Raw genomic sequence first — 24327 nt, forward strand, 5'->3', positions numbered from 1 at the left:
AGTAGCACGCCGATGATCAGAGGAACACTGTGCGTTGATTTAAATGGACCTGCAGGGGGGGGGGGGCGACCTGCAGTCGTGACGCTCTATGTTTCGAGGGCTCCCCGCACCTGATGTTCAACTCGATTGCGCCCCAGTTTTTTTGCGCGATACAGAAGACTGTCGGCCTTCTCCAGCAAATTAGTCGAGACAATTACGCCATCTTGATGGTTGGAAGCGACACCTGCGCTGATGGTGACAATGCCTGCTGTGCTGCCTCTGTGTTCAATTTTAGAAGCCTCTATTACTGACCGCACTTCCTCGGCGATCTTTAGTGCACCTGCCAGTTCCGTCTCTGGAAGCAAGATTACAAACTCTTCACCACCATACCGGGCAGCGAGGTCGGCTGGACGATTTATATTTTTACCTATCAACTCTGCGATTTGCCTTAAGCATTCGTCGCCGAGAACGTGACCATAATGGTCGTTGTACTGTTTGAACCAGTCTATATCGATAAGTATGAGCGCTAAGCTATTTCCAGTGCGGCATGCTCTCGACCACTCTTGTGTCAATGTAGCGTCGAAATACCTACGGTTGGGCAACCCCGTAAGGCTGTCTGTTTTAGAAATATGCTCCAAATCTTGATGCGCAAGACGCAGTTCTTCTTCTGCCACCAACAAGCGTTGAATTTGTCGGTAAAAGAGAAAGCCCAGACTGGTCAGCACAAAAATTATAAGCAGCACCATAACCGATGCCTGATAGACGTACGTCCACCATGTTGCAAATACTGAATCTAACGACAATCCTGCTGCAGCGACGATCGGAAGGCCTCGTACGCGGCTGTACGCATAAACTCTTTCTACCCCGTCCACGCCCGACGTCCAGTTTGCTGTTCCTTCGTTGCTGCTTTTTAAGTATCGACTAAATAGCTCTCCCTTTGCGATATTAGTCGTCATTAGCGCGCCAATCATTGGTCGGCGGGCCAGCAAATCGCCGTTATTCAGTGCAAGCAGTATCACCCCTTGTTTGTCTACGTCTAAACGTTCAAAGAAACTTTGAAAGTATGCAACGGGCAACGTCGCCAAAACCACTCCGCTGAAGCTGCCATCGGGGTATTGAGTGCGACGGCTGACAGGGATGATCATGTCGCCGGTAGTGCGACTCAAAATCACCTCGCCTATATGGATGGCCGTGCCAGGATGGTTCCTGTGGTAGATAAAATAAGAACGATCGCTATTGTTCTTTGCGACTGTCTCTGAGGAGAACGAATTAACAACCCAGTCGCCATTCTCGTCGTAAATGAACAACGCTTGAATTCCGTCAGTTGCCTCAACGTTGTTGGCCATTACTTTGGATAAACGAATTCTCTGTTCGTTGCTAAGTTTGTCATTTTCAACGCGCTCTGCAAGGTTGCTGAGAATGCTTTCAGCCTGACGCAAGGTGTCTTGAGCCTGCTGCTCGGAAGCCCGAACAATGTTGTGAACAGCAATTTGGGCATTAGTCAATCGTTCGTCCGCCGACTGCTTTAACTGCCAAGTAATTGCGGACACCAGCATGACACAGACCAAAAAGATGAAAGCTACCAGGCCCACAGAAAGAGCTTTAGGTGTTAATCGACCAGACACGAACGTAATGGTTTTCATGGATCTCTTCATAGTTTCGGTGTGCTGAACCTTACTGTGAATTTTCTACATTCATCAATTCCAGGTTAAGCATACCCACAGCGATCTGAATACCGAATCAATATGGGCTTAATTAGCCCAACATGCACGTGTGAAAACGCCTGCGGCTGAGCCTGTGAGGAGCTATCAGAGCGGCGGGATCATGCTCGCATCGGCTGCCATCAGCTCGGTCAGGCGACCTTCGCCTTGACCACGCGGACCTCTTCGGGATCGCGCAATACATAGCCGCGACCCCAGAAGGTCTCGATGTAATTCTCGCCGTCGCACGCCAGGCTCAGTTTCTTGCGCAGCTTGCAGATGAAGACGTCGATGATCTTGAGTTCGGGCTCGTCCATCCCGCCATAGGCGTCGTTGAGGAACATGTCCTTGGTCAGCGTCGTGCCCTTGCGGAGCAATAAGAGCTAGAGCAGCGCATATTCCTTGCCGGCGAGGTGGACGCGGGCGTTGTCGACTTCGACGGTCTTGGCGTCGAGGTTGATTGCCAGCTTGCCAGTGCGGATCACCGACTGGCTGTGGCCCTTCGATCGGCGGACAACGGCGTGAATGCGCGGGACCTGCTCGTCGCGATGAAAGGGCTTGGTGACGTAATCGTCTGCGCCGAAGCCGAACGAGCGCACCTTGCTGTCGATCTCGTTAACGCCCGACAGGATCAGCACCGGCGTCACGATACGAGCTACGCGCAGCTTTTCTACGAGTCGAAGGTGCCGTGGAACGTCGGGGGACACCTATTTGGGCGGCCCAAGATCACGCCCCTGCGCTTCATTGAGTAGATCGCAGGCACCGCCTCATCGTTGGCGCGGACCAAGGGTTGCTGTTTAGCAGTTTAAGAGCCGCTGGAATTGGTCTGATACATCTTGGTAGCGGAACGGCTTTCTTAGGACAGGTTGCTCGTTATATCGGGCCGGTACTCCCTCCGCGCCAAATCCGGTTGCAAACATGAAGGGTACGCCGCGCGCGATGAGCGCGTCGGCGATGGGAAAGCTTTTGATCCCGTGTAGGTTGACGTCCAATGTCGCGGCGTCGAAGTCTTTCTCGTCGATAATAGCAAGTGCTTGGTCAACAGTTGCGGCTGACGTGATGGAGGTACACCCGAGTTCGGCCAGCATGTCCTCGACGAGCATCAAAATCATCAACTCGTCTTCGACGACCAAGATGCGCCGACCGGCAAGCGGCTTACTCGACATGGGCACGCTCGGGTGCCGGAATATCGATCATGCAAACCGCGCCTGCTTCCGGAAAGTCGAGATGCACTGTCCCTGCCAGCTCATGACACAACCCACGCTCGATCACCTGCGAACCGAACCCTTTGCGCGACGGCGGAGCCACAGTTGGGCCGTCCTTTTCCTGCCAACGAATAATCAGCCTGTTGCCCGCCGGCATTGGCGCAACCGCCCACTCGATCAGGACGCATCCTGCTTCGTTGGATAAGGCACCGTACTTCAGGGCGTTTGTCGCGAGTTCGTTGAGCGCGACACCTAGCGCCAGCGCCGTCTGCGGTGAAATGCGGACATTTCGACCCGCGATGATGAAGCGCGCCGCCCCATCGCCTGCTACCCCAAACGGCTCCAATACCTCGTTCACTAAATCGCGAAAACTCACGCCGTTCCAATGCTCACGGGTAAGGAGATCATGCGATCGAGAAAGAGCAAAGAGGCGGGAATCGATAGACTCTCGAACGATCTGGGTATCGGATGATTTTTTGAACGACTGCCAGACTATCGCCTGCACCGTGGCTAAAGTGTTTTTTACGCGATGATTAAGCTCGTCGATGAACATTTTCGACTTGTTTTGCGCCTCTTTGTGCTTGGTAATATCCATGAACGAAACGAAATGCTGCACGATCTCGCCACTCTCGTCCCACACCGGGCTTATGAAAACCGAGACGAACAACGCACTGCCGTCCTTCCGGTTATAGTCGATATCCAGGTTATTGTCGTGATTCTCACATTTCTCGAATTCGGACTTGATCTTCTCGATGACCTCAGGGTCGACGCGTTGTTCCAGTAAGGAATTGAAACTCTGGCCCAATACCTCGTTCCGATCGTACCCAGTCAGCTTTAGAAAGCTGTCGTTTGCGTAAACGATCGGGTCGCCGGGTGCCTTCGCGTCGGTAAAAAGCATTGCCATGCGTGTCGTCTCCGCGGCAACAACAAAAGGTCCAAGGTCCTTTCGGAAATCGTCGACGGCGGCCTCAGCGTCTTCCTGCTTTTCTGATTTTTGCTGGACTTCAGACATATCAAAGCTCCACTCGAATTGTCTGCTAGACCTTATACCGCCTGGCAGCGAATCACACCTCCTACATGAACCATCACAATAGACGATCGTCCATCGGTTTTCTTGGTGCCAACGTTCGTCATGAGTCCGCGCTTAGCGCAATTAGGCGAGCATCCGATGCTATGACCCCAGCCACGCAAACAGGATATAGCCGCCGAAGATTACGGTCAGGATCACTCCGTCGATCACGGGGCCAATAAAGGTCCGGCTGCGGGTAACAGCCTTCGTGATGCCTGAGGTTACGCTCGGTCCCGAATGTCCGCTTCTGGCCGGAGGCGGTCAGTCATGAGCGGCTGCTTCCGTCCAGAAGCGGGCATTGGGTTTCTTCGCCCCTCGCCCACCCCCTTTCCATATTTCCAACGTTAGTGCAGCATGCATTGACCTTGGAGAGGCTGAGCACCAGTTCAGTGGCTTGTTGGCGCTGATTGAAAATTGACCCACCCTGCCGATTGAAAATTGACCCAGGGCGGATTGCTGATTTTGGCATCAGCAATTGTGGATAAGCTTAGCAGTCGTGTCCCGGTGGAAGAGGCATTAAAGCCCCACCGCATGTGGGCATGCGGCAGGGTATTTTTGGTGCAGATCAAAACAGCTCATCGTCCTCGGCACCATCATTGTCTTTGCGCTTTCGTTCACGTGATTTGATCTTAGTCTGGGCGACCAAGCTGCTGTGTTGCAGGCGGTAGGACTCGTTGCCCGTTTCGACGATGTGGCAGTGGTGTGTCAGCCGATCCAGCAACGCCGTTGTCATCTTGGCGTCACCAAACACACTCGACCATTCCGAGAAGCTGAGGTTGGTGGTGATCACCACGCTGGTGTGCTCGTACAGCTTGGACAGCAAGTGAAATAACAGGGCACCACCGCTCTGGCTGAAGGGCAAATACCCCAGTTCATCGAGTATCACCAGGTCTGTTCGTAACAGCCCTTGAGCGATGCGGCCCGTCTTGCCATCGTACTTTTCGCGCTCCAGCAGATTGACCAGATCCACCGTGGAGTAGAAGCGCACACGTTTGTGATGCGTCGTGATCCCGGACACAGCCAAGGCGGTGGCGAGGTGTGTTTTGCCTGTTCCAGGCCCGCCGATGAACACGACATTCTGCGCGGTATCGGTGAACTCCAGGTTGGACAGATCCCTGATCAGGCGGGCATCTGCGCTGGAAGCGCTGAAGTCGAAGCCGGCCAAATCACGATGCATGGGGAGTTTGGCCATGTTCATCTGGTGGTTCACTGAGCGCACCGCTCGATCCGCATGTTCTTGTTGGAGAAGATGCTCGAGCAGCCATTTCGAGGATGCCGTCGAAGCTTCTCCTTGCGAGGCTAGTTCTTCCCAGGCGCTGGCCATGCCATGCAGACGCAGTTCTTTGAGTTCCGCCATAAGATCACGCATTGCGAGTCTCCTCATCGGTGGTACGGAGCCGGTCGTAGCGTGCCGTATTGGCGACAGGCGCTATCTTGAGTTGAAGGCTGGTTTCGGCGGACGGAGGGGCTGCTGTAGATGTCAGTCGAGCCAGGACATTCAGGATGTGCTCAGCACTCAAGCTGCCTGATTCAAGTACCAACTCCACAGCCACCAACACGGCATCGAGCCCGGCGATGGGAACTGCCGCCAGTACCTGCGTCATGACTCGATCACCATTGGCGTGACGCCTCAGACCGCGTTTTAGCAGCTGCAACGGCTTCGGCAGATCAGCAAACGGAGCGCCATTGCGCAGCGCTCCAGGCTTGCGCTCGATAAGCGGGATGTAATGCTGCCAGTCAAAACTGACCTGATCTCGATCAAACAGACGCTCGTGGCTGGCAATCGTCGTTTCATCGGCGATGACCACCACCCGGGAAGGATACAAACGGCTGCTGACCCACTGGCCGACCCGCTCACACGGCACCGAGTAGCGATTTCGCGCCACGCTGATCAGGCAGGTGCTGGAGACCCGTACGGTGCGCTCGACGTAGCCATCAAAGGCAGTCGGCATCGGCATCAATTCAGCGCGTTCCAGCTCCAGGACGTCCGCCACGGTCAGCCCGTTGTACTGCGGGTGCAGCAGTTCGCCCCAGAGCGCACGGCAGCGTTGGCCGAGCCAGGCATTCAATTCCTCGAAGGTGTGGAACATGCAGTTTTGAGCATCGAGCCAGATGCGCCGTCGGCTGTCTTGGACGTTCTTTTCAACGATGCCTTTTTCCCAGCCGGAAGCGACGTTGCAGAAGTCCGGGTCGAACAGGTAGTGCGCACACATCACGGCAAACCGAGCATTGACCGTGCGGCCCTTACCCTTGTTGACCTTGTCGACAGCGGTCTTCATGTTGTCGTAGATGCCGCGACGCGGCACCCCACCTAACGCGCCAAACGAGCGGGTATCTGATGCAGCGAGAGCTTGTCGCGGAAGTACATCCGCCGGATTTTTCCCAACATTTCCATGCTGATCACCCTGTGTTCTCCTGCTCGAAAAGTGAGCAGAAGCAGTTGAACACCTGGGTCAGTTTTCAGTCGGCAGAACAGCCTTTACTGGGTCAGTTTTCGGTCAGCGGCAACACCATTTCATCGACTCCGTAAACACCAGGTGGCTGAGCATCGGATCCTCCTGATGGATCGCCCCAGCCATGAGCTCAAGCAAGTCATCACAGTTGAGCGCGATGGCGCACAATGCCGGCAACAGGATTCCCAAACCTGCATACAGTTCATGGTTCGAGTAGGCGGGCTCCTCAGGAAAAGGGAGGAGGGCGCGTAGATTAATATCCTTCGCTTGGTGGGCGGTGATCAACACTTGTGAATAGGCATAGGTATCATGCCGCCAGCTGTCCTTGAATATCATATCTAGCAGTCGGCCTTCCGCGGCTGCGATTGCGATCTCTTTCTGCGTTGGGATGGTCATCTCAGCTCCTTCTTAGAAAACCGTATTTCAGAAGTCGCCTAGCCCATCGACGCTCCCGATGTTACGACCTCTGATGCTCCGAGGCGAGTGGCCATCATGCATCAAACCGGTATCATGCGCTGGGCTTTCAGGAGGCAGTTGGTATAAGTTTGGTCGCTAAAGTCCACGACTAGCGACAGGATTTACTGGGTGGATTTTAGGATCCTCAAAACCTGACGAGTCGCTGTAGCTTGGCGCCGCCGCTCCCCCCACCGACATATAGGAAGTTTATGAATCGATCCATCGCACTGCGAACTTATTGGGGCGATTGGATGAAGATTTCGATGAACGAGACCCAGCTCGTCAAGCTCAAGGTACATCTCCAAGCGGACTCAACCGAAACCATTGCCTTGGGCGGATACGTCTTTCGGCCTCAGGGAGACGTTCTCTATTTTGCAAATAGCGGAATACCCTCCAAATACTATTTTGAGATGTCGCCGTTGGAAGTCATAGCTGTCATCGATGAGGCGTTGAATGCAAGGTATTAGCTATCCATGCGATGGATGCATGGGGAAGGTCAGCATCTTAAGCCCGATCCGAAAAGGAATTTAACGATGGCCATTCCTGTCGATTTCAATGCAGCACGATGGTTCACCCAGAATACCGTCGGAGGCTCGCGCCTATGATGTATAGATCTACGCCTTATGACTCATTCACTGCACACAATATCCATATCACACCCTATCGTTTCCTTGAGATAGGCCACCGCGGCGGCGAGCACCAAATTCTGGTCAGCGGTACGACCACGTACCGAGAGGCCTGGCTGGACGATCACAATCTCCGCCTCGATCGTTTTGAATCGTGCCATTTTGATCAACTCGTTGAGCATCAACCCATTGCCCGCGAGGTAACGGGTAGGACGCTGTAATGACGTCAGCCGATCTTCACGACCTTGAATGTGCTTCCCAAGCTCGGAGAAGCGCCACTTCCATTTCGCGGACCTTATCGCCTGCGAGCAGACCTCAACGACATCCTTCACGCGTTCGCCAGAAGTCCTTCCACCCGAATACTTGCAGTGTATGAGAGTAAGACGGATGCGATTATTTTCTTCCTTGAGGCATACCAGGTCAGCTGCCTCGCCGGCCCCGTCGTCATCGAATACAATCTCAAACCCACCTTGGATGAAATGTTGAGCGGCCTTCCACTGGACAGAGTCGACTCGGGCAAGATCATCCTTCCAATAAGATTCTTTGGTGAAGTCGACTCCTGTCCAATCCCAGGCCTCGAATCGTTCTTCTCCGATCTGCAGATGCCTTGGGTCTTGGGGCTGGATGAGCATGTTGCCGTCCAACTCGGTCAGGTCGACGAAACGTACCAGAGGAGGGTACTCGCTCAAATACTGGCTTAATGTCCCCGAGCTTCTACCTATAGTTAGTTCTACAGGGTCACCTGCAGTCTGCGTTACGGAGTAACCATTTTCGCCTCCGACCGTGAGCGTAAACTCGGCGAAGTCGCCCGTTTCGTCGCTGGCCAATGAAAACCGCATGTTGTTAGCCGCAACATCGATGTAGCGCAAGTCGACGAAGGTAATCGGGAGGCCGGTCGGAAAGGCTGGGGTGATCAGCACCACTCGGTCTTCAGCAATGCTAATAATCTCGGCTGGCCATTCGACTGTGAGCACGATCTTGTCATTCGGAAACCCAGTCACCTCCGTAGGAATCAGAACGTTCGCAATGATGTCATCAACTACGATGCTATCGTCCAGAAGCTTGGCGCCTACCCCTGCACACCACCGTACGAACTCAGGAATGGAGCCTTGCTCTCGAGACCAGACCCGGCCTTTGTACGAACACCCGACTGAGACTTTTTCGCCATTTTCCCATCCGGTACCGCTGACATTATTTTTAACAGAACCACTGCGCTCAGCCAGACCAAGCGCAACGGCGACATCTGCGCCGGTATACATTGCGTAGCTGAGATTTCTGCGCCCGTGTTTCTTTACGCCCATGTTCTGGAACACCAGGCGGTTGATTTGCCCCAGCATTCGGAACATCCGTTCGCCCTGCAGCAGATCGGCTTGGCCTGTAACGTGCTGTGCTAGCTCCGGAAACAGAGAGCTGTGATCCGTGGAAGAGAGGAACAGTAGACCAAGCTCTTCGTTGTGGTGTAGCACGAACAACGTCCATTCACGATCCAGTACGCCTTTGGCGTTTGTCCAGCGAACTCGTCCCTCGGACCGGGTAACGAAATAAAGTGTACGCATCTCCCTGTTAAGCCAAGCACCTTTAACCTGAAGTTTTGAGGACAGGCCATGATGGAAGCGGTTGGGGAAGAACTGTTGAGCTCTGTAGGTCGCTGTGCTGAAGACTGGTCGGAGTAGTTGAGGCGATAGCGCCACGTTTGCATCATCTTCCTCATCCAAGCGGTTAGAGGCTCGGAGGAAGGCTACAAGCTCGCTATGTTCCCGCACGGCATTCGAGCTGAGCTCGCTCAACACTCGGTTCCAGTCTGCGTCTTCGCTGTAGAGGCGCTCCAACGAATGGGCCACATCCTGGTCTCCGATATTGGCGACTACTGTAGCTTCACCAATGTCCTGCCCTGCAACGCGAGTAAATCTCCCAATGAATTGCAACAGAATCGCCAAGCTTCGATGGCTGTCATGAAGCGCCGCAATCTTCAATTGAGGCAGGTCGAACCCCTCACCAAGCATGTCGACACAAATCACTACCCGGGAAGCACCTGAACGCAGATTGGCGAGCCGAGTCTCGGTGTCATTGATTTTTGAGTGTATGAGTACAGGTCGAAGGTCAGGCGCAAGGCCTCTGTAGATATGTTCAATAACAGTCGCTCGTGCAATGCTGCTACAGCGAGCCATCAGCAGGTGATTGAGACCTGCCTCAAGATTCTGTCGGAGTTTGTGCACTGCTGCCACTGCTATCGCTTGGTCTGCCTGTCTGCCACCGCTTGGCTGGTAGATTGGTTCGAAATGTATAGGTTTGAAGTATTCGTCTCTTTGCGCGGCGGCGAGTGGGTAGTTGAAGACCACTTTACCGTCGACTAATTCTCCGTCCCGGCGAAAAGGTGTTGCCGTGAACTGGAGCGTTGGAATCGATCGAAAGGCTGATTTCAATCCGCTCCACGTCTTGGCGGGCACATGGTGTGCTTCGTCCAAGATCAGTGCTTTACAGCGCTGAGCGATAGCGGCGGGTAGGAGGCTGTCAAGTTCAAACGTCAGTGATCCGATCGTTGATACCACTACGTTACATTGCGTGAATATCTCTAAGTCTGCTTCCGTTTTTGGCCTAGAGGTGATAATTCCAACCACGGGGTTGATGATGTCGTTGGGCACTACGCCAAGTTTGCGCAGCAGCCCCAGGCCTTGGAATTTGTTTGCAGTCTGGAGACGCAGCAAGTCCCATGGCACAACCACCAAGATCGGCGATTTACCATGAGCTGTCAGTGTGGCCAGCATCGTTTCAGTTTTGCCCGTTCCCGTGGGCATGACGATTGTCGCGGGCTGAGCATCGAGGCTCCAATGAGCCCCGATAGCGAAGAGAGCCCCTAACTGCGGAGGTCGCAGCCCTTCTTGACCCTCAGGTATATTCCCCGAAGCATCCCGCCGCTCAGCACGGTACGAGACCTGATTCTGCCAGCTGTCTGCTGCTTCCTTCGCCAAGTCAGCCAAGGACAACTCTTCAAGCCTGATTTTTAGGTCATTTAAGAGGCGATGAGCTCTCCAGACATACTTGTTTTGTCGGAGCTGAATGATCCCATCCACCCCTTCAGGCAGCGCGACACTCGCGCGCTCTGTGATCAAAACACGACTGCCATTGTCCAGCGACCACAAACGCTCCCTGATTCTGGGAGAAATAGGTATGAGCGTCTCGTTGGTCACACGAGTGACGACCGCCGGATGCAATTGATGGCGAATCTTTCCAACGGAACATCTCTGCTCATAAACCACTGGCGGTAGCTCAACCATCTGGTTCCTTCCTGATTAATACCGTGTGGGGTTGATGTGTAGCTGAAGATTATAAGATTGGTGGCAGATTAGTGGCTTTAATATTTCGATGAGCGTTGGTCAGCCGTAGGCAACGTGGGGCTAGAGCAGAGCGCCAGATGTTCGAGACTCAATTGGATAGTGTTGATTTGTCCAATCCAGTAATCTCATGAGCTGCTGGCGATCGGCCATAACACGTTGATGAAGGAACGCAACGCATGCATGCCCCCCCCCAAGAGTCCATGCCGGCAGCACTCGACCGGCGAATAGGCAGCGAACAGGATGTAGCTTTTGGGCATCGACACTTCGCCCAAGCGCTCACAGGGGCTGGAAGACGATACCTCGCCTCTTAGCATCGTACTGGGTGTATGCATTATTTCGGTTATCACCGCCCCGACACGCCACGTGTCTTCATGCTAGATAAGGAGCGACAATGGAAATGGGGAAACTGGTTTGGGTCGATGATAAAGCGACGGCAGTCCTTGGTGAATTGAGTACTGAGTCGGTAACTGTATATCGATTCTTATCTGAGCGCTTCAAGACTTACGATCCTGCTCAAGATGAACTGTTCCAGTTCGTTTTTCGGTCATTCTATCGGCTGGACAGTGCGGGGCTCACCGCGGCTTTCAAGAAGCGTTTTTTTGAACTGATGAGTTCTGCAAGGTTGGAGGGGAGGGCCGATGTCGGCGCGATTACCACGGAACTGAGGGACTATCCAAATCTGAAAGGGCAGCAGTCGCTCCAATTTTCCTTCGCCACCAAACTCGCTGCGACCATATCGCCACACCTACCTATCCATAGAGGACGATTCGCTCAGATTGGTGAGAACTCAGTTTCGATCAAAATTTGGCTGCGCTGAGAGTGAGGTTTCTGAGCATAAAGCTCTGGATTTCATACTCTGGGCAGCGGGGAAGCATAAGCGGCGTAAATCAAAGAATTTCCAGTAGTACACCGGCACGCCACTTACGCAGAGACGAACTTTAAATCGATTATCATTATAGAAGCAGGGAATTAAAGCTTATATGGACGAAATATATTTCAATGCTCACTTGACTCAGTCAATATTTTTCAAGCCTGAGCAGCTGTACGACAAAAACAGAAAAATTCTAAAAAATCTTGAGCACATTGAAAAAGGCAATATTTATTTTATAGCTGAAAGAGGAAAGATTCGTGTTGACCCCAAAAAAATAAAGTTATCAAGCAAAGGAAGATTGCGAATTGATTTTAGACTGCGCGATGGGGAAGTGATAAGGGAGACGATTGATGCGGCACCGCTATTTATTGATTTGGGAGAAATGTTCAAAAAGATTTATATCGATACAGGAACGCTCCAAAAGCACATGAGGTCTGTCGAAGATACAGATGACTATAAGCGATTGCTAGCTGAACCTGGGGAGCTACCAATAATTGGTTTGTCGTTGATTCCAGAAAAGCAGACAAAAAAGAATGTCGCATTAAGGCTTTACACTCCTGACGGGCAAGCTAATGATGCTATAATTCCAATTCACAGCATCATATCCGCATATGAAATTGTTGCAAGGGACTACCCTAGAATTGCTTATATAGGAAAATCATCATCACTCGTGGACAGAATATATAAGCATGAAAAAATACAACAGGCTCTAGCGGAGCTGGATGATGATTCCGATATTTACTTGTACGCATTTCAATTTGATAGCGACAAAATAATCAAAAAAAATCTGCCTGACGGAAGCATGCACTTAGAGCGTAATTACACTAGCGATGTCTCTGTTGAGGACGCGATTTCTCTTGTGGAAATGAGCCTAATAAATTACTTTAAACCAACTCTCAATGCTGACTATGTATATGCCGAGATCCCTAGCAATGAAATATTTAAAAGAGCTCTAAGCAAAAACTATACTCATCTTGTTGTGGAGGCAATTCATGATGCTGGTAGCTTCTGGAAGTTTGGCACTGAACACATGCCAGCATCAACGAGCCATACTATCAAGTACGATGTATAAATGGCCATAAAGTTCTTGGGGTAATTATCCCGGTGCTGCGCGGCAAGCATCGGCTAGCAGCATTATTGAAATCCCGCCAAGATTTTGGCCGAAAACACATTCGGAAATGTATTTTGAATTTTTCAAATCAGGGGCAATCGTACACATTTGCAGATAGTTCTCAAGTCCATGAAGAATTACCCCAAGAATGGCCCGATCATCTTCACGCAGAGGCATCGGTCAAACCAGTCGAACGCGTATTTCATCGCGGTGAGTTTCTGCTCGACTTCGCCAGGATGCCGGCGGCTTCTTTCGAACAGTTCTGTTGGTCGCTGCTGACCAAGGAGCAATCGCTGCATGGCTGTCAAAGGCTCGGTAAAAATGGAACTGAGCAGGGCGGCATTGATCTTTTTGCTTATGATGAACGCTTTATCGACAAGCTTAATGTGTACGAGTGCAAGGCTTGGAAGAAATTCGATTCGACACGACTAACCAAAGCAATTGATCGATTTCTTCAAGGTCAATGGGCGAAAGATACTCGATCATTTACGCTTATTTTGGCACAAGAGGATCTTGGCGAGCCTCTGGCAAAACGTTGGGACATCGAAAGAAAACGCTTAAGGCAGTCCGGAATTGAAGGTGAACTTTGGACGGCTCACCACCTGACACAGAAAACCCAGTCTTATCCGGATCTGCTATCAAAGTTTTTTCCAGGGGCGCACGTCGAGACCTTCGGCAATTTGTGGATGGAACGTAGCGGGTTTCTCGATGCTGTCTCAAAAGCAGTCTTCGATCCCAGAGAGCGAGTCGCACAGAAGGCCAGAGAGTTCATTGAAAAATCGGGCTGGCTACTCGACAGCATTTCGGGCGGCAGTAACCTACCGGCTGGATCGACAATACCCTCCGCCCATCGAATGACAGGGGAGTTGTCTTTTTCCATAAACGCGTTCCGGAAAGTCAGTCATACCGGCCGGCATTGGTTTTATAGTGGGCCATGGTTCTCAGTTAGTGTGTTCCTGCCTGACCAAATATCCTCCAAAGCATCCGCCGCTTTTGACTTCCACCAAGAGAATTTAAAGGGAGTCACGATTACGGTGAGTCACGATTGGCTCCTGAAGTGCTTTCTTTTTGCAGCAGGGGCGCCCCTGTCGAGCAAAGCTCGTACCTTCATCATTGGAAAGATGCCAGGCGAGCCCAACCAGTACCTGATCGACCTACCTAATTGCCGGCTGACTCTCCAAGAAGAGATTGTCCAAGAACTAGCCGATATATCTGATCTCTTAACCAATGTCATGCGCGATGCGCTAAAGGCCATCGAAAGCAATTGGTCAGCTGTAGATTTTCCATTTTTGGATAGGAGTGGGTCGCATAGAGTTGTCATTGCTTCCCTACGTGAAGATGTCTGGAGAGAGATCGGACGATTCACCGAGGAGCACGATTATGCGAATGGCTCTACACCTTGGCATATATTCGACGGCCATGCGGAGTTTCTTAAACCGTGCCATCAGTCTGCTACTGCAGAATTCGACGCCGGTTATCACTGTTTAATTAGCGCTTCAAAAGAGGAGGAGTTTACGTCCGGTAACAGGGTTAAGCTGCTATGGGCGCCGGATGATCTCACGTACAGATCCCCTTCACCGAAAGGATGGTGGCCTTGTGAGTTCACTTTGCGCTGGTTGAATGAAACATTGCTTCCCGAGGTAAAGCAACGGGTGTTTAGGCGTGAATTTGGCTCCTGGTGGAAGCGATTTCTGCATTCCAAACAAGCAGAGGAGTTCTCAAGGCACCTAGATAATATCTTCGTCGCACGGGATGCTAGGGAGCCATCACTTCTAGATCATGGTCGTTGGAACACTGACATACTGCCTGGGGTAGAAGCCTTACAGTACTTCTTTACATCTGCTTCGATCGGGGCTGCAGGGCCCTACATTTGCCAGCAAGATGTGGAAAACCTATACAGGGCCATCGCCATAGTCGCGGTCCGAAAACGTGGCTTTCCAGCATATGTGGCTTCGTCCTTAAGCTTAGACGATCGCCCAGACGATCATACCCAGCTCATTGAAATGATTCATCATCACGTCGATTCTGGGCGTGTCGTTTCTAACTGCCATGTCGTCGATTATGCATTTCGCGCGATGCTCGAATTGCTCGATGAATCCGACTCCTGTGGTAGCACTAATGATCAAGAAACAATCATGAATTGGCTGCTGCCTTTCGCACGCTTGCGGGACGACGGCCTACTGGTCAGCCGTCACACTAAACGGACATGAACCTGCGCCGAGAACCAAAAGGGAGCGTGAGCATGTCAGTTGGCACGAGGGCTATAGGCAATAACTGCAGTAGATATGGTCATCAACGTTGGTAATCCACGGTACGGGGCTGACACCGACGATCGACACGGTAGCGCTGTTGTTCAAAGAAGCAGAAATCGTACTTTCGCCTATCGTGCGAACTCTGGTGGGGGAATGCGCTGACGGCGCGCGCCAGCTGCTTTCCTCATCACCTCTTTCAAACGCTGAGCAGATCCTTCTAGCTCGGACGGCGACGCAAGGCTAATAGCAAGCATTAACGCATCACGACGTTTGTGTTTACCTTCCAAAATTTCAGAGAGGCTATTTTCCGGCTGAACTGGATGCTTCATCGCTGCTGACCTCGATCTTCGGATCAAATTGGATGCTAGCACAAGCCTTACAACCCGCAGTCTTCCGTTGATCCCCTTTGCTTATGGAGGGTAATCCTAATCCGCCAAATGTTCATTTCATCTCGCTTGGCAGTTCCGTTCGAATCCGAGAAAACAGCTCGTCAAGGGTCATCGGATTGTCCTGAAGCAGATAACAGCCTACGAGGATGGTCAGCGGATGAACGTCCATTACAGATGCTAGCTCGTCTACCTTCTCGATCGTAGGGCTCTTCAGACCGCGCTCTAGGGTGCTGAGATAGGTACGACTACTGACGTCGGAAAAATCCTCCTGCGAAAGCTTTCTCTCCGATCTCAGCTTTTTCAGGGCCGTGCCAAAAGCCTGTTTCAGTTCCATATTGCCGACCTCGCAAAAGGAACGATGAAGCCTTCGCGAGCTCTATAGAGCTACAATCTATAGTGTTCACTTTTGGGGTGGAGCTATGTTCATCACTCACAAACCAGCAGAGATTTTCCTCGGCGCATACCTGGGAGATGACTCTACCCAGTACTGGCAGTACGTTGAGCAGACCACTCATTGTCCCTGGTTTTACGTCAGAGTAGGGCGACAACAAGGCGGTGAAGCGTTGACTAGTATGGTTATGCTTGCCAGCGTTTCAGCGCTTGAGAAGCTACTTAACGAACAGGGAGCAGACATCTGGCTGTTGGATGTGCAGTTGGTTTCACCGGCTTATCTGAACGGAAGTGACGGGTGGAAGATGGAGAGGCTGTTAGAGGTGCGCGAAATGGTGGATAACACCAGTGAGGAGGCGGCCTACGTGTATAGCCTGGAGGGAGGGCATACCTACACTGAGGCCTTGGGGTCCAGCACATCCGATTTGCAAAATCCTCGTATCATTTTTTCGGCTACACCGGCATCTCGGCGAGCATGAGACCAACACGCTCGAACGGTTAACGGCATCTTCGACGCGCTAGCGATTAGGCAATCTAGCCTGCCCGCCGAGTCAGTTGGCGGCGTTGGCAACCTTTCTACCACTTACCGTTTCCGCAACGGAGTCAGTATGTTTTCGACATCCAATCCTTTCAGCAGACAGTTGTGCGCAATTGCCGACAGTGCTTCAAAGAGCTGGTCTCGCTGCTTTATCAAGTCGGTATTCTCCGCCTGCAGATTAGCAATACGTTCTTCGAGGCTTCTTCGGCGGCGGGCACCGTCTGGATCTCTCCCACTCTCCTTGAGTTGTGCGATACGGGCGGACTCGATTCGCATCCCACGGTCCCCCACTAAGGTAGCTCGGCTAGTCAGACCCAATCGACGCTGCACTTCGGGGCGCGAAATAGGCGCGTTCTCTAGTCCTAAGCTAATCATTTGGGCGAGGAGGGCGTCGATCGCCTCATCCAAGGTCCCGCCTCTCAAGGTCTGTCGATGAGCCATGGTCGCCTCTAATCATCTGAAACAGAGCTGTGCCGTTTGTCCGTGTCCGCAATCGTCATTGGATGCCCATTCGGAAATACGCGTTGCACACCTACATTGGTATCGCGTGCGAGGACGGATTTTAAATTGTTGAGCTTGTCTTCCTGGTCCGCCAGCCATACATCGCTGCCTGCCTCTCCGGCGCCGGCATCGCGCATGATCGTAATTGCGGTCGTCAGATTCTCGGCTTGTCTCTCAAGGTTGGCCCGCTCCGATGAAGTGCCCATCAGATGGAGGTGCGAGCAGCCATTCCAGCACTGAAGATGCTTAGGGCAGGGCGCTTGGGAAAAATCGTGAATGCAACCTCCGAAGGGTGTCACGTGCAGCGCCGTGGCATGCACGGTGAGGAATGCTTCTGCAGTGGTCGTGCCTTTATCTGATAGCAAAGCATGGTAACTGTCGGTCAAAGCGCCCTGAATGCGCTTATCTCTTATGCCTGTATGTAAGAAATCGATTCGCTCGTGATGGCTATTGAAGGCCAAAAACTCCTGGTGGGCAGCGGTGTTTTCTTCAATGCTTGTGTGTTGGTAATAGGTATTTTGGTCGAGGCGTTTTCGCCCCAAAGCCAGCGCTTGCTGAACATCGCTCATGCCCGTCAGATGGTAAATCGTGTTCCGCCAGTGTCGAGGTTGGTGGCTTGTTAGCCGAATCGGAGCCCCATCGGATTCGGTTAATGACCGGCGGAAAAAAATGGACGAGTACTTTTCATCGTTACCTAGCGCGTGATTAATATCCACGAGGGTCACCCGACACGGGATTGCTCGAAACACATTTGCTTCCCGTCCACCGAGGCGAAATTGGCCATCAAAAGCGATGGCTAGTGTTTCGCTGGTTTTTAGGACAATACGAAGCGTGCCTCCAACATTTTCAGTTAACGCTGCATGGCCCCGAAGTTTGGGAACGAGAAAACGCTCAATATCACCGGCCAAGTATCTGCGCTTGATCGCCTTCGTTCGATCATTGGTCTGATCGCAGGGATGAATTCCATTTCGTAAAAAGTACACATACAGATTCCTAGCGGTGTCTCGGTTCTGGCTAAACCCGAGCCAACGCAGAACTTCGACCTCTGACATTGCTGTCTGCGGAGAGTAATCCCAGAGACGTCCTGGATGGGCCTCTTGCCACCTAGCGATTTCGCGCTGCTCTTGCGTCAGCACCTTCAGTCGTTCAACCGCGCGCCTGGCTAAAGGAACGTCGCTTTCTGCGAACCAATGAACACGGGATTGAAATTGCTTTTCCGCAAAGTACCTAATCCCGCATTCGACCAGAGGCTTGCCATTGGCATCTACAACCACCTCTCCTGTCGTCCCTTTGATCGGCCTTTCGACCCAACAGTCATAGGGAATTACTGCTACCTCATTACCCCGTTGCCCAGTCGCAATCAATAAATCGATCACGCGCAGCAAGATTTCTTCGCCCTCACTAAGCGGGTTGTTCGAACATAAAGCGTAGGCTTCCATCGCTTCGCCAGAAGGCAGCCTGTCATCAGATTTACGCTGTTTTACCGCACGATCAGGATCGTGCAATGAAATGTAATCGTGTCGGCGTTTTTCTGGTTTGGCATCATGCTCAAAGTGGATGGCGATCTCGGTTAATTGCAGATTATCAATCGTATCCGCTATTACTTGAAGATGAGAGATCGCGTCGTAGAGGTTCTTGTAGCCACTTTCGCGGAGAAATCCTACGACGCGGTCAAAATCGCCTCGCGTCAACTGTGTGGGGTCGGATACGCCGCGTTCAAACAAGGGGTTGTACAGCCGCCGGACGGCAATATTGTAGGCCGCGACCATCGAAAACTTCAGGCTCCGGGTGCGCTGCAGATATACGATTAAGGCCTTGCAAAAATCCTGGAAATCCAAGGGGAGGGCAGCTTTAGGAGGAACAGAATAGCCATACTTTTCAAGCGATTGTCGGTGAGTTTCAAAGGTGATGGTCTGTTGCTTTAAGCGCTGCGGCAGCCAATGCTCGACCGACCACAGCGTTGACTCCCACGGCGTTGTAATCGGTAATGACTGAAAAATCGCTTGCTCCTGGTTAATGAAGCCTTCGAGGCTCTGCCGTGCCCTAGACAGCGTCATCTGCGGCATCCTCCGTGTGCTGCCGGCAGCGTTCGATCGTAGCGCTTACTGCCAGGATGGTTGTCTGATGCTGGGCGAGGGGCCGGTTGTGAATGAGGTCTCCGGCTTGTTCTGCCATGTCAATGAACCGTTGGGCTTCTCGTTGCAGCTCCTCTTTCACCTGCTCATGGCGGCCGTCAGCAAACGGATGAAACTTCTTGCAGGTGTAGCAGGCATACACGGGATTGTAGGGGCAGTGGGTATGAACCGGGAGGGCGCAGGCACCAATGTCCCCGATGTACTGCGTATCGATGACGCCGCGGATGGCTCTTTCCGGCACCGTATCGCGGCGTTGGACGATTTCCCCAGTTAATAAGCTGCGCATGATGCGTTGATAGGCCGGGCTCTTACCCAGTGCTTTCTCTTTGATCCGAGCAATATTTGGGGTTGCCGTTACATAAGCACGCGCCGCAACTGTGCTGTTGTGGCCCAGCAGTTCGGCAATCATGTCTGCTGGAGTTCCTTGGTCCGCCAAACCTTGCCCGAGGTGATGACGCAGTAACATGGTTACCTGGTTCGGTTTGTCTATCCCGGCTTCACGCAGCTCGTGTTTGAGGCCTACACCGATTTCGGTTACCGAGAGGCGCCTTCCTTTGGGATTTACAAATAATGGTTCACAGTTGCTGCCAAAGCGGCGTTGAATTTCCGAAATATGCTGTGAGATTTTTTCACCCAGCCGGGTGGTTATTTTGCGGGGTCGGCGTTCAGGTCGGCGTTGACCAACCTTTTTGGCCATGGGGAGCCACAATGTGTAGTACTTCTCATGATTAGTGCTTTCAAAGAATTCAAAATCCGCAATGTCAAGCGAGTGGAACTGAATCGCGCGCGGTCCGAGCTCAAAACCCAAGAGAAGCATCAAATTTAACTGGGTGTCCTCCCAAGGATCTGTTGGAAGTACTCGCTCAATACGCTTGAGCAACCGAACCTCCTCATCAAGGTCAAAACCAGACTGCGAAAGAAAAATTCGTGCATACGGATCCACCCGGGCTGACTTTGTATCTTTGATTGTTAGGTAAGTATTTAGATCAAAACCTTTGATGCCTCTATCAACCGCCCAACGATAAAACCTACGAAATCCTACAAGATCGTGTCTTGATTTTTTCAAGTTCTCAAGAACGGTAATTAGAAGGGTCTTATCCCAAGGAAGGCCATTTGCTAGCTTAGTCCTAGATAAAACCTGAAGGGAATTTGCAAACATTTGCGCAGTTCTTGGTGCATATTTTTCAAGCGCATATGCCATAAAGCTTTTGCTAATTGCCATGAGCTCAGAGCTAAATCGAAGAGCAGTCCAATCAATTTTCATTGCAAGACCGCCGTCGTACCACGTCCAGACGCTCAATCGGGTATCGACGTACCTTGGCTGGTCATTAGTACGAGTTCGAATAGCAACCTGAGCCGGCCCCTCGAACACATAGGCTGGCGCAGGGGAGGCGGGTAACGCGTGTTCTTGGTCAGATGACTTGGCCACACCTAATCTCCCTACGTGTCGAGCCGCTCCCAAGCCGCCGAAGCCCGCTGGGCGTTGTGGAGGTTGGCCGACTCGGCTAGATAACGACTTGCATAACGACGTGGCATCGTCGAAGTATCAGACCAGCCACAGACTCGCCGGAGTTCGTCTGTAGCTCGCTCTAGGTCATACCCCCGCGTCTCGACCAGGTATGCCAAGAAGTGGTCAGCAAAGGTGTGACGAAAGTCATGAGCGGATAGTGTAGGCAAAAGTCCCGGATGAGCCAGTTCAATGGTCAGAAACAGCCGATCAAGCACGCTAGATAGGGCGCGAATCGACAGTGGGCGGGCTTGGTCGGATATGAACAAATAGCGGTAAGGCAGTTTCATCGGTTTACCGTTGCGCACGGGGCGTCGGTTGCCTTGGATATAACGTTCATAGACCTCATACAACTGCGCCGAGATGCCGACCGTACGACCACGTGTTTTCAGTGCAGGCTCTTCGGCGCGCGGGTCGCCTGGATCATGTTCGCGATCATTGATACTGACATAGGCATGCTGAGAACCCTGATTGATATCCGTGGTGTAGAGCTTCAGAAGCTCACCGCGACGGATCCCAGTCTCCAGCAGCAATTCAATCATTAGCCAATTGCGCAACTGCAATCGTTCCGGAAACGGATTCTCCGCGGCGCCCGGGCGAATCAGTGTGCGAATGATCTGGAGTTGCGTAGCTGTCAGGCTGCGGTAACGAGTGTGGTCGGGACGAACATTGATGATATGGCTCTCAAAGCGCCGCTCTATGACATCGGCGACATCTGCAAATACCACCTCGATGTTAACCAGGGTGGTTGATTTTTGACGGGCTCGGGGGATGTAACGGGTGACACACCAGGACAGGTATTGCTTCAGCAATCGCAGGTACTGGTCACGGGTACGCGGATCGATCTGCGGAAAAGGTGCCGTTGCAGCGATGCCGATTCGGGCGACCAGATTATCGGCTTGACGGCCGCTTTGGAGCCAGATGGCGTAACCATCCAGCAAAGCCAGAATCGCCTCAAAGTGGCAGGCCAAGATGGCCTCATCGATATCCAGATCTCGGGTTTTGGCATAGGTGTAGAAAGCCTGGATCGCGCGCAGATGCGCCGCAGCAGTATTGTAAGCGCGGTGCCTGAGTTTGAGTTGGACGTAGATGAACGGAACGAGTATGGGCAACGGCGCTGCATTACCAGCTTGCACGAGCAGCGGTACACGCTGACCTGAAGAGAAACGGCACTGAATCAGCTTCATCGGCAGCCACCTCATTCAATGACTTGCCATGAACACGAAGTACATGGCCCGTTGAGAGAGTGGACGCCAGAAGCGGGTTTGTCGAATCAGTGGCTTGGGCAGCTCATGAACATCTATGACATGACCTGTCGTTTAACATAATATACATTATGCGAACCGTCATGTACGGGCCTGAGGGGCTCTGTGATCAGATTTGAAGCCTGGCACGGCTGCTGAAAGTCTCTGCCTCAATTTGGCAGTCTCGCCTTGACGATGATGGTTTTGATAACACAGGCTGCTCAAACCATTTTAGAGGAGCAATCATCATGGATGACACGCAGGATATTTCGCCTGACACCATCAACCAACATGCATCGAAGATGCCTAGTTTTGGTATCCAAGCGAGAGGTTTCGATGACGTGGACGCGGCAACAAATCTTGCGACGATCGTCGGCGAAGCCATTCGTGCACTGGGTAGTAAATTCGATTTAAGCGGTCTGGACGGCGTAACAATTGCCGTTGACTACAACCAGGCCTTGCTTGATCTGGATCGTGGTTACGAAACGACTTACAAACTGACCGCTACTAACTCGCACGTGACGGGCGTTGCCATGACACCTGCCGTTTTGCGTGGCGACATTCTGAAATCGCATATCGTCGTAAATGCAGGCCACGTTTGGCCTCTACTTGACTTGGATGACGTCGACGGTCGAGCTCATGCAATCCATGTTTTGGCCCATGAATGTGGCCATGTTGAAGTAACGAACGCGTACGATCGATGCTTTCCGAATGAAATGCTACGCCCAAAATATGGGCCGATTCTGGAGCAGCTTCAGTGGAAAATAATTTTTGCTGCTTGGGACGAATACGCAGTAACAGAGCGCTCTGCAGGTTTAGGTGAAAGCCAAACAGAAACCTACGAAGACGCCTTTCTAAACGATTTGGCGCTCGTTGATGAGCGATCTAACAACCTGATCTTGGCGTTCCGAGGACATTTGTCTGTTGAGCAAATCTTAAGTGAAATATACGACTGCTATGGCACGCTGCTGAAATTTTCGTCATATCACTTGGGTAATCTTCAAGGCTTAGGAATATCCTGGAAGCATTCTGAAAAAACGGCTTTAGCACTCAATAATCATTGGTTTCTACCCTATTTTGAGCGTTTACAAGAAGCATGCCTTGAAATTGCGAAAGATTATGGCGAGTGGGAAAGTAAGGCTAGTTTCACCCTGATTTCAGAAATTGCTGACGACCTGGTCGAAAGAGCAGGTTTGTTTGTAACGTCTGCGGGTGACCGATTAACGGTTAATATTCCCTATACGCCAGAAACAGATCCCCTCCTCCGTAAATAATTAAAAGTTATAACTAAACTAAATGACTGTTTTATTTAGTTATATTAATCCGGGTGTCGCAGGTGCTAACCTCGACCATAAACGGCCATTCTTGAAACGACCCATCTATATGAAGACGGCGCGCCAATTCAATTGAAGGCGCCCCGCTTCAGCCTATCTCAATAGACTTGGGGCACGATGAGTTCCGGTGGTGTCGGGCTGCGGGAGTAGTCCTCCTGTCTTACGCGCTGCGGTAGTTCTATCACCGGTAACTCCACTTCTTCATAGGGCATCTGCCCGAGCAGGTGGTGGATGCAGTTGAGTCTCGCTTTCTTCTTATCATCGGCTTGCACCACCCACCATGGCGCCTCGGCGATGTGGGTGCGTTCCAGCATCACTTCCTTGGCCTTTGTATAAGCTTCCCAGCGCCGACGGGACTCCAGATCCATGGGGCTGAGTTTCCACTGCTTGAGCGGATCGTGGATCCGACTGAGAAAACGCAGGTGCTGTTCCTGGTCGGAAATGGAGAACCAATATTTGATGAGCTGAATGCCGGAACGTGCAAGCATTCTTTCGAACTCTGGTACGGTGCGGAAGAACTCTTCGTACTGATCGGCGTTGCAAAATCCCATCACCTGTTCGACCCCCGCGCGGTTGTACCAGCTACGGTCGAAGAGCACGATCTCACCCGCTGCCGGCAGGTGCGAGACGTAGCGCTGGAAGTACCACTGAGTACGTTCGCGGTCATTGGGTGCAGGCAACGCGGCAACCCGGCAGACGCGAGGATTGAGCCGCTGGGTAATCCGCTTGATGACACCTCCTTTGCCAGCGGCATCACGACCTTCGAACAGAATGACTACTTTGTGGCCTGTCTTCACCACCCAGCTTTGCAGCTTCACCAATTCGCCTTGCAGGCGGAACAGTTCGCTGAAATAAACTCTTCGAGCTTCCTTCTCACTCCCCTCCTCCATCTGCTCATCGAACAGAGCATTCAAGTCAGTGCCGTCTTCGGATAATTCCAGTTCAAGCTCTTCGTCAACGTGATCAAGCAGCTCACGGTGGATGCGCTGTATCAAGGTGTCTTCGGTGGATAGCATGGGAGAAGCTCGCGTCGGGAGGGGCCTGACTCAGTGTTAGTCGTAATCTGTTACGAAGTAATTACATCAACTTTTGGTTCAAAGCAGTCCCGTAACGAGGGGCGCTACCGGTGCAAGGCGACATCGAGCTATCAGACAAATCTGTCAGACGGGTCCTGCGCCATTCGACTTTCATAAAACCGTAACAAAATTGTTGCAGAGTTCCGGGGCCCGCTA

The 24327-nt window shown here is 52.0% G+C and carries 19 protein-coding genes and 1 pseudogene; 5 read left to right on the forward strand and 15 right to left on the reverse strand.

Annotated elements, in window-relative coordinates; genetic code table 11:
- Positions 1–86 precede the first annotated feature (86 nt).
- The 9 genes and pseudogenes from ACIQVE_RS03460 to ACIQVE_RS03500 form a co-directional block, all read right to left on the reverse strand.
- Positions 87–1622: a diguanylate cyclase gene (locus tag ACIQVE_RS03460; protein WP_402804590.1), complete on the reverse strand. Its 1536-nt coding sequence runs from the start codon at positions 1620–1622 to the stop codon at positions 87–89.
- A gap of 209 nt (positions 1623–1831) precedes the next feature.
- Positions 1832–2056: a helix-turn-helix domain-containing protein gene (locus ACIQVE_RS03465; RefSeq protein WP_402804592.1), complete on the reverse strand. Its 225-nt coding sequence runs from the start codon at positions 2054–2056 to the stop codon at positions 1832–1834.
- Positions 2057–2062: 6 nt separating this feature from the next.
- Positions 2063–2326 (reverse strand): hypothetical protein, encoded by a 264-nt coding sequence (locus ACIQVE_RS03470; protein ID WP_402804594.1) that lies wholly within the window; start codon positions 2324–2326, stop codon positions 2063–2065.
- Between the two features lie 150 nt (positions 2327–2476).
- A complete protein-coding gene (locus ACIQVE_RS03475; RefSeq protein ID WP_402804596.1) occupies positions 2477–2845 on the reverse strand; it encodes a response regulator in 369 nt (122 codons plus the stop codon).
- Complete coding sequence (locus ACIQVE_RS03480; RefSeq protein ID WP_402804598.1) at positions 2835–3896, reverse strand: HWE histidine kinase domain-containing protein; 1062 nt, start codon at positions 3894–3896, stop codon at positions 2835–2837. Before ACIQVE_RS03480 ends, ACIQVE_RS03475 begins: the two co-directional genes overlap by 11 nt.
- A 622-nt stretch (positions 3897–4518) precedes the next feature.
- Positions 4519–5322 carry an IS21-like element helper ATPase IstB gene (istB, locus tag ACIQVE_RS03485; protein ID WP_010466203.1) on the reverse strand — a complete coding sequence of 268 codons (804 nt, stop codon included), beginning with the start codon at positions 5320–5322 and terminating at the stop codon, positions 4519–4521.
- Positions 5315–6292, reverse strand: a pseudogene (istA, locus tag ACIQVE_RS03490) (IS21-like element ISPpu27 family transposase); the annotation flags it as partial. The pseudogene istA and the gene istB, both read right to left, overlap by 8 nt.
- A 159-nt stretch (positions 6293–6451) precedes the next feature.
- Positions 6452–6802 carry a hypothetical protein gene (locus tag ACIQVE_RS03495; RefSeq protein ID WP_402804601.1) on the reverse strand — a complete coding sequence of 117 codons (351 nt, stop codon included), beginning with the start codon at positions 6800–6802 and terminating at the stop codon, positions 6452–6454.
- A 688-nt stretch (positions 6803–7490) separates the two neighbouring features.
- Positions 7491–10763 carry a DEAD/DEAH box helicase gene (locus ACIQVE_RS03500; RefSeq protein WP_402804603.1) on the reverse strand — a complete coding sequence of 1091 codons (3273 nt, stop codon included), beginning with the start codon at positions 10761–10763 and terminating at the stop codon, positions 7491–7493.
- A 451-nt stretch (positions 10764–11214) separates the two neighbouring features.
- Between ACIQVE_RS03500 and ACIQVE_RS03505 the strand changes: the two genes are divergently transcribed.
- The 3 genes from ACIQVE_RS03505 (at position 11215) to ACIQVE_RS03515 (ending at position 15015) form a co-directional block, all read left to right on the forward strand.
- Positions 11215–11640 (forward strand): hypothetical protein, encoded by a 426-nt coding sequence (locus ACIQVE_RS03505; protein ID WP_402804606.1) that lies wholly within the window; start codon positions 11215–11217, stop codon positions 11638–11640.
- A gap of 163 nt (positions 11641–11803) precedes the next feature.
- Positions 11804–12766: a hypothetical protein gene (locus ACIQVE_RS03510; protein ID WP_402804608.1), complete on the forward strand. Its 963-nt coding sequence runs from the start codon at positions 11804–11806 to the stop codon at positions 12764–12766.
- Between the two features lie 32 nt (positions 12767–12798).
- Positions 12799–15015, forward strand: coding sequence for a hypothetical protein (locus ACIQVE_RS03515; protein ID WP_402804610.1), 2217 nt, complete (start codon positions 12799–12801; stop codon positions 15013–15015).
- Between the two features lie 170 nt (positions 15016–15185).
- Here ACIQVE_RS03515 and ACIQVE_RS03520 read toward each other — a convergent pair whose 3' ends face one another.
- Complete coding sequence (locus ACIQVE_RS03520; protein ID WP_402804611.1) at positions 15186–15386, reverse strand: hypothetical protein; 201 nt, start codon at positions 15384–15386, stop codon at positions 15186–15188.
- A gap of 112 nt (positions 15387–15498) precedes the next feature.
- Positions 15499–15780: a helix-turn-helix domain-containing protein gene (locus tag ACIQVE_RS03525; protein ID WP_402804613.1), complete on the reverse strand. Its 282-nt coding sequence runs from the start codon at positions 15778–15780 to the stop codon at positions 15499–15501.
- Positions 15781–15865: 85 nt separating this feature from the next.
- Between ACIQVE_RS03525 and ACIQVE_RS03530 the strand changes: the two genes are divergently transcribed.
- Positions 15866–16315, forward strand: coding sequence for a hypothetical protein (locus tag ACIQVE_RS03530; RefSeq protein WP_402804615.1), 450 nt, complete (start codon positions 15866–15868; stop codon positions 16313–16315).
- Positions 16316–16823: 508 nt separating this feature from the next.
- On the opposite strand, the gene ACIQVE_RS03535 is transcribed toward ACIQVE_RS03530, so the two are convergent.
- The 3 genes from ACIQVE_RS03535 to ACIQVE_RS03545 are packed head-to-tail and all read right to left on the reverse strand — an operon-like array spanning position 16824 to position 21704.
- Positions 16824–18932: a hypothetical protein gene (locus tag ACIQVE_RS03535; RefSeq protein WP_402804617.1), complete on the reverse strand. Its 2109-nt coding sequence runs from the start codon at positions 18930–18932 to the stop codon at positions 16824–16826.
- On the reverse strand, positions 18919–20439 hold the full coding sequence (locus ACIQVE_RS03540; protein WP_402804619.1) for a tyrosine-type recombinase/integrase: 1521 nt from the start codon (positions 20437–20439) through the stop codon (positions 18919–18921). Before ACIQVE_RS03540 ends, ACIQVE_RS03535 begins: the two co-directional genes overlap by 14 nt.
- Before the next feature lie 11 nt (positions 20440–20450).
- Positions 20451–21704: a tyrosine-type recombinase/integrase gene (locus tag ACIQVE_RS03545; RefSeq protein WP_402804621.1), complete on the reverse strand. Its 1254-nt coding sequence runs from the start codon at positions 21702–21704 to the stop codon at positions 20451–20453.
- A gap of 305 nt (positions 21705–22009) precedes the next feature.
- Here ACIQVE_RS03545 and ACIQVE_RS03550 point away from each other — a divergent pair, with 305 nt between their 5' ends.
- Positions 22010–23035 carry a hypothetical protein gene (locus ACIQVE_RS03550; protein WP_402804623.1) on the forward strand — a complete coding sequence of 342 codons (1026 nt, stop codon included), beginning with the start codon at positions 22010–22012 and terminating at the stop codon, positions 23033–23035.
- 158 nt (positions 23036–23193) lie between these two features.
- Here the strand turns inward: ACIQVE_RS03550 and ppk2 are convergent, their stop codons facing one another.
- The gene (ppk2, locus tag ACIQVE_RS03555; protein ID WP_402804624.1) at positions 23194–24111 is read right to left on the reverse strand and encodes a polyphosphate kinase 2; all 918 of its coding nucleotides are present in this window, start codon (positions 24109–24111) and stop codon (positions 23194–23196) included.
- Between the last annotated feature and the right edge of the window lie 216 nt (positions 24112–24327).

This window comes from Pseudomonas sp. NPDC098747 (assembly GCF_044760045.1).
Classification (GTDB): domain Bacteria; phylum Pseudomonadota; class Gammaproteobacteria; order Pseudomonadales; family Pseudomonadaceae; genus Aquipseudomonas.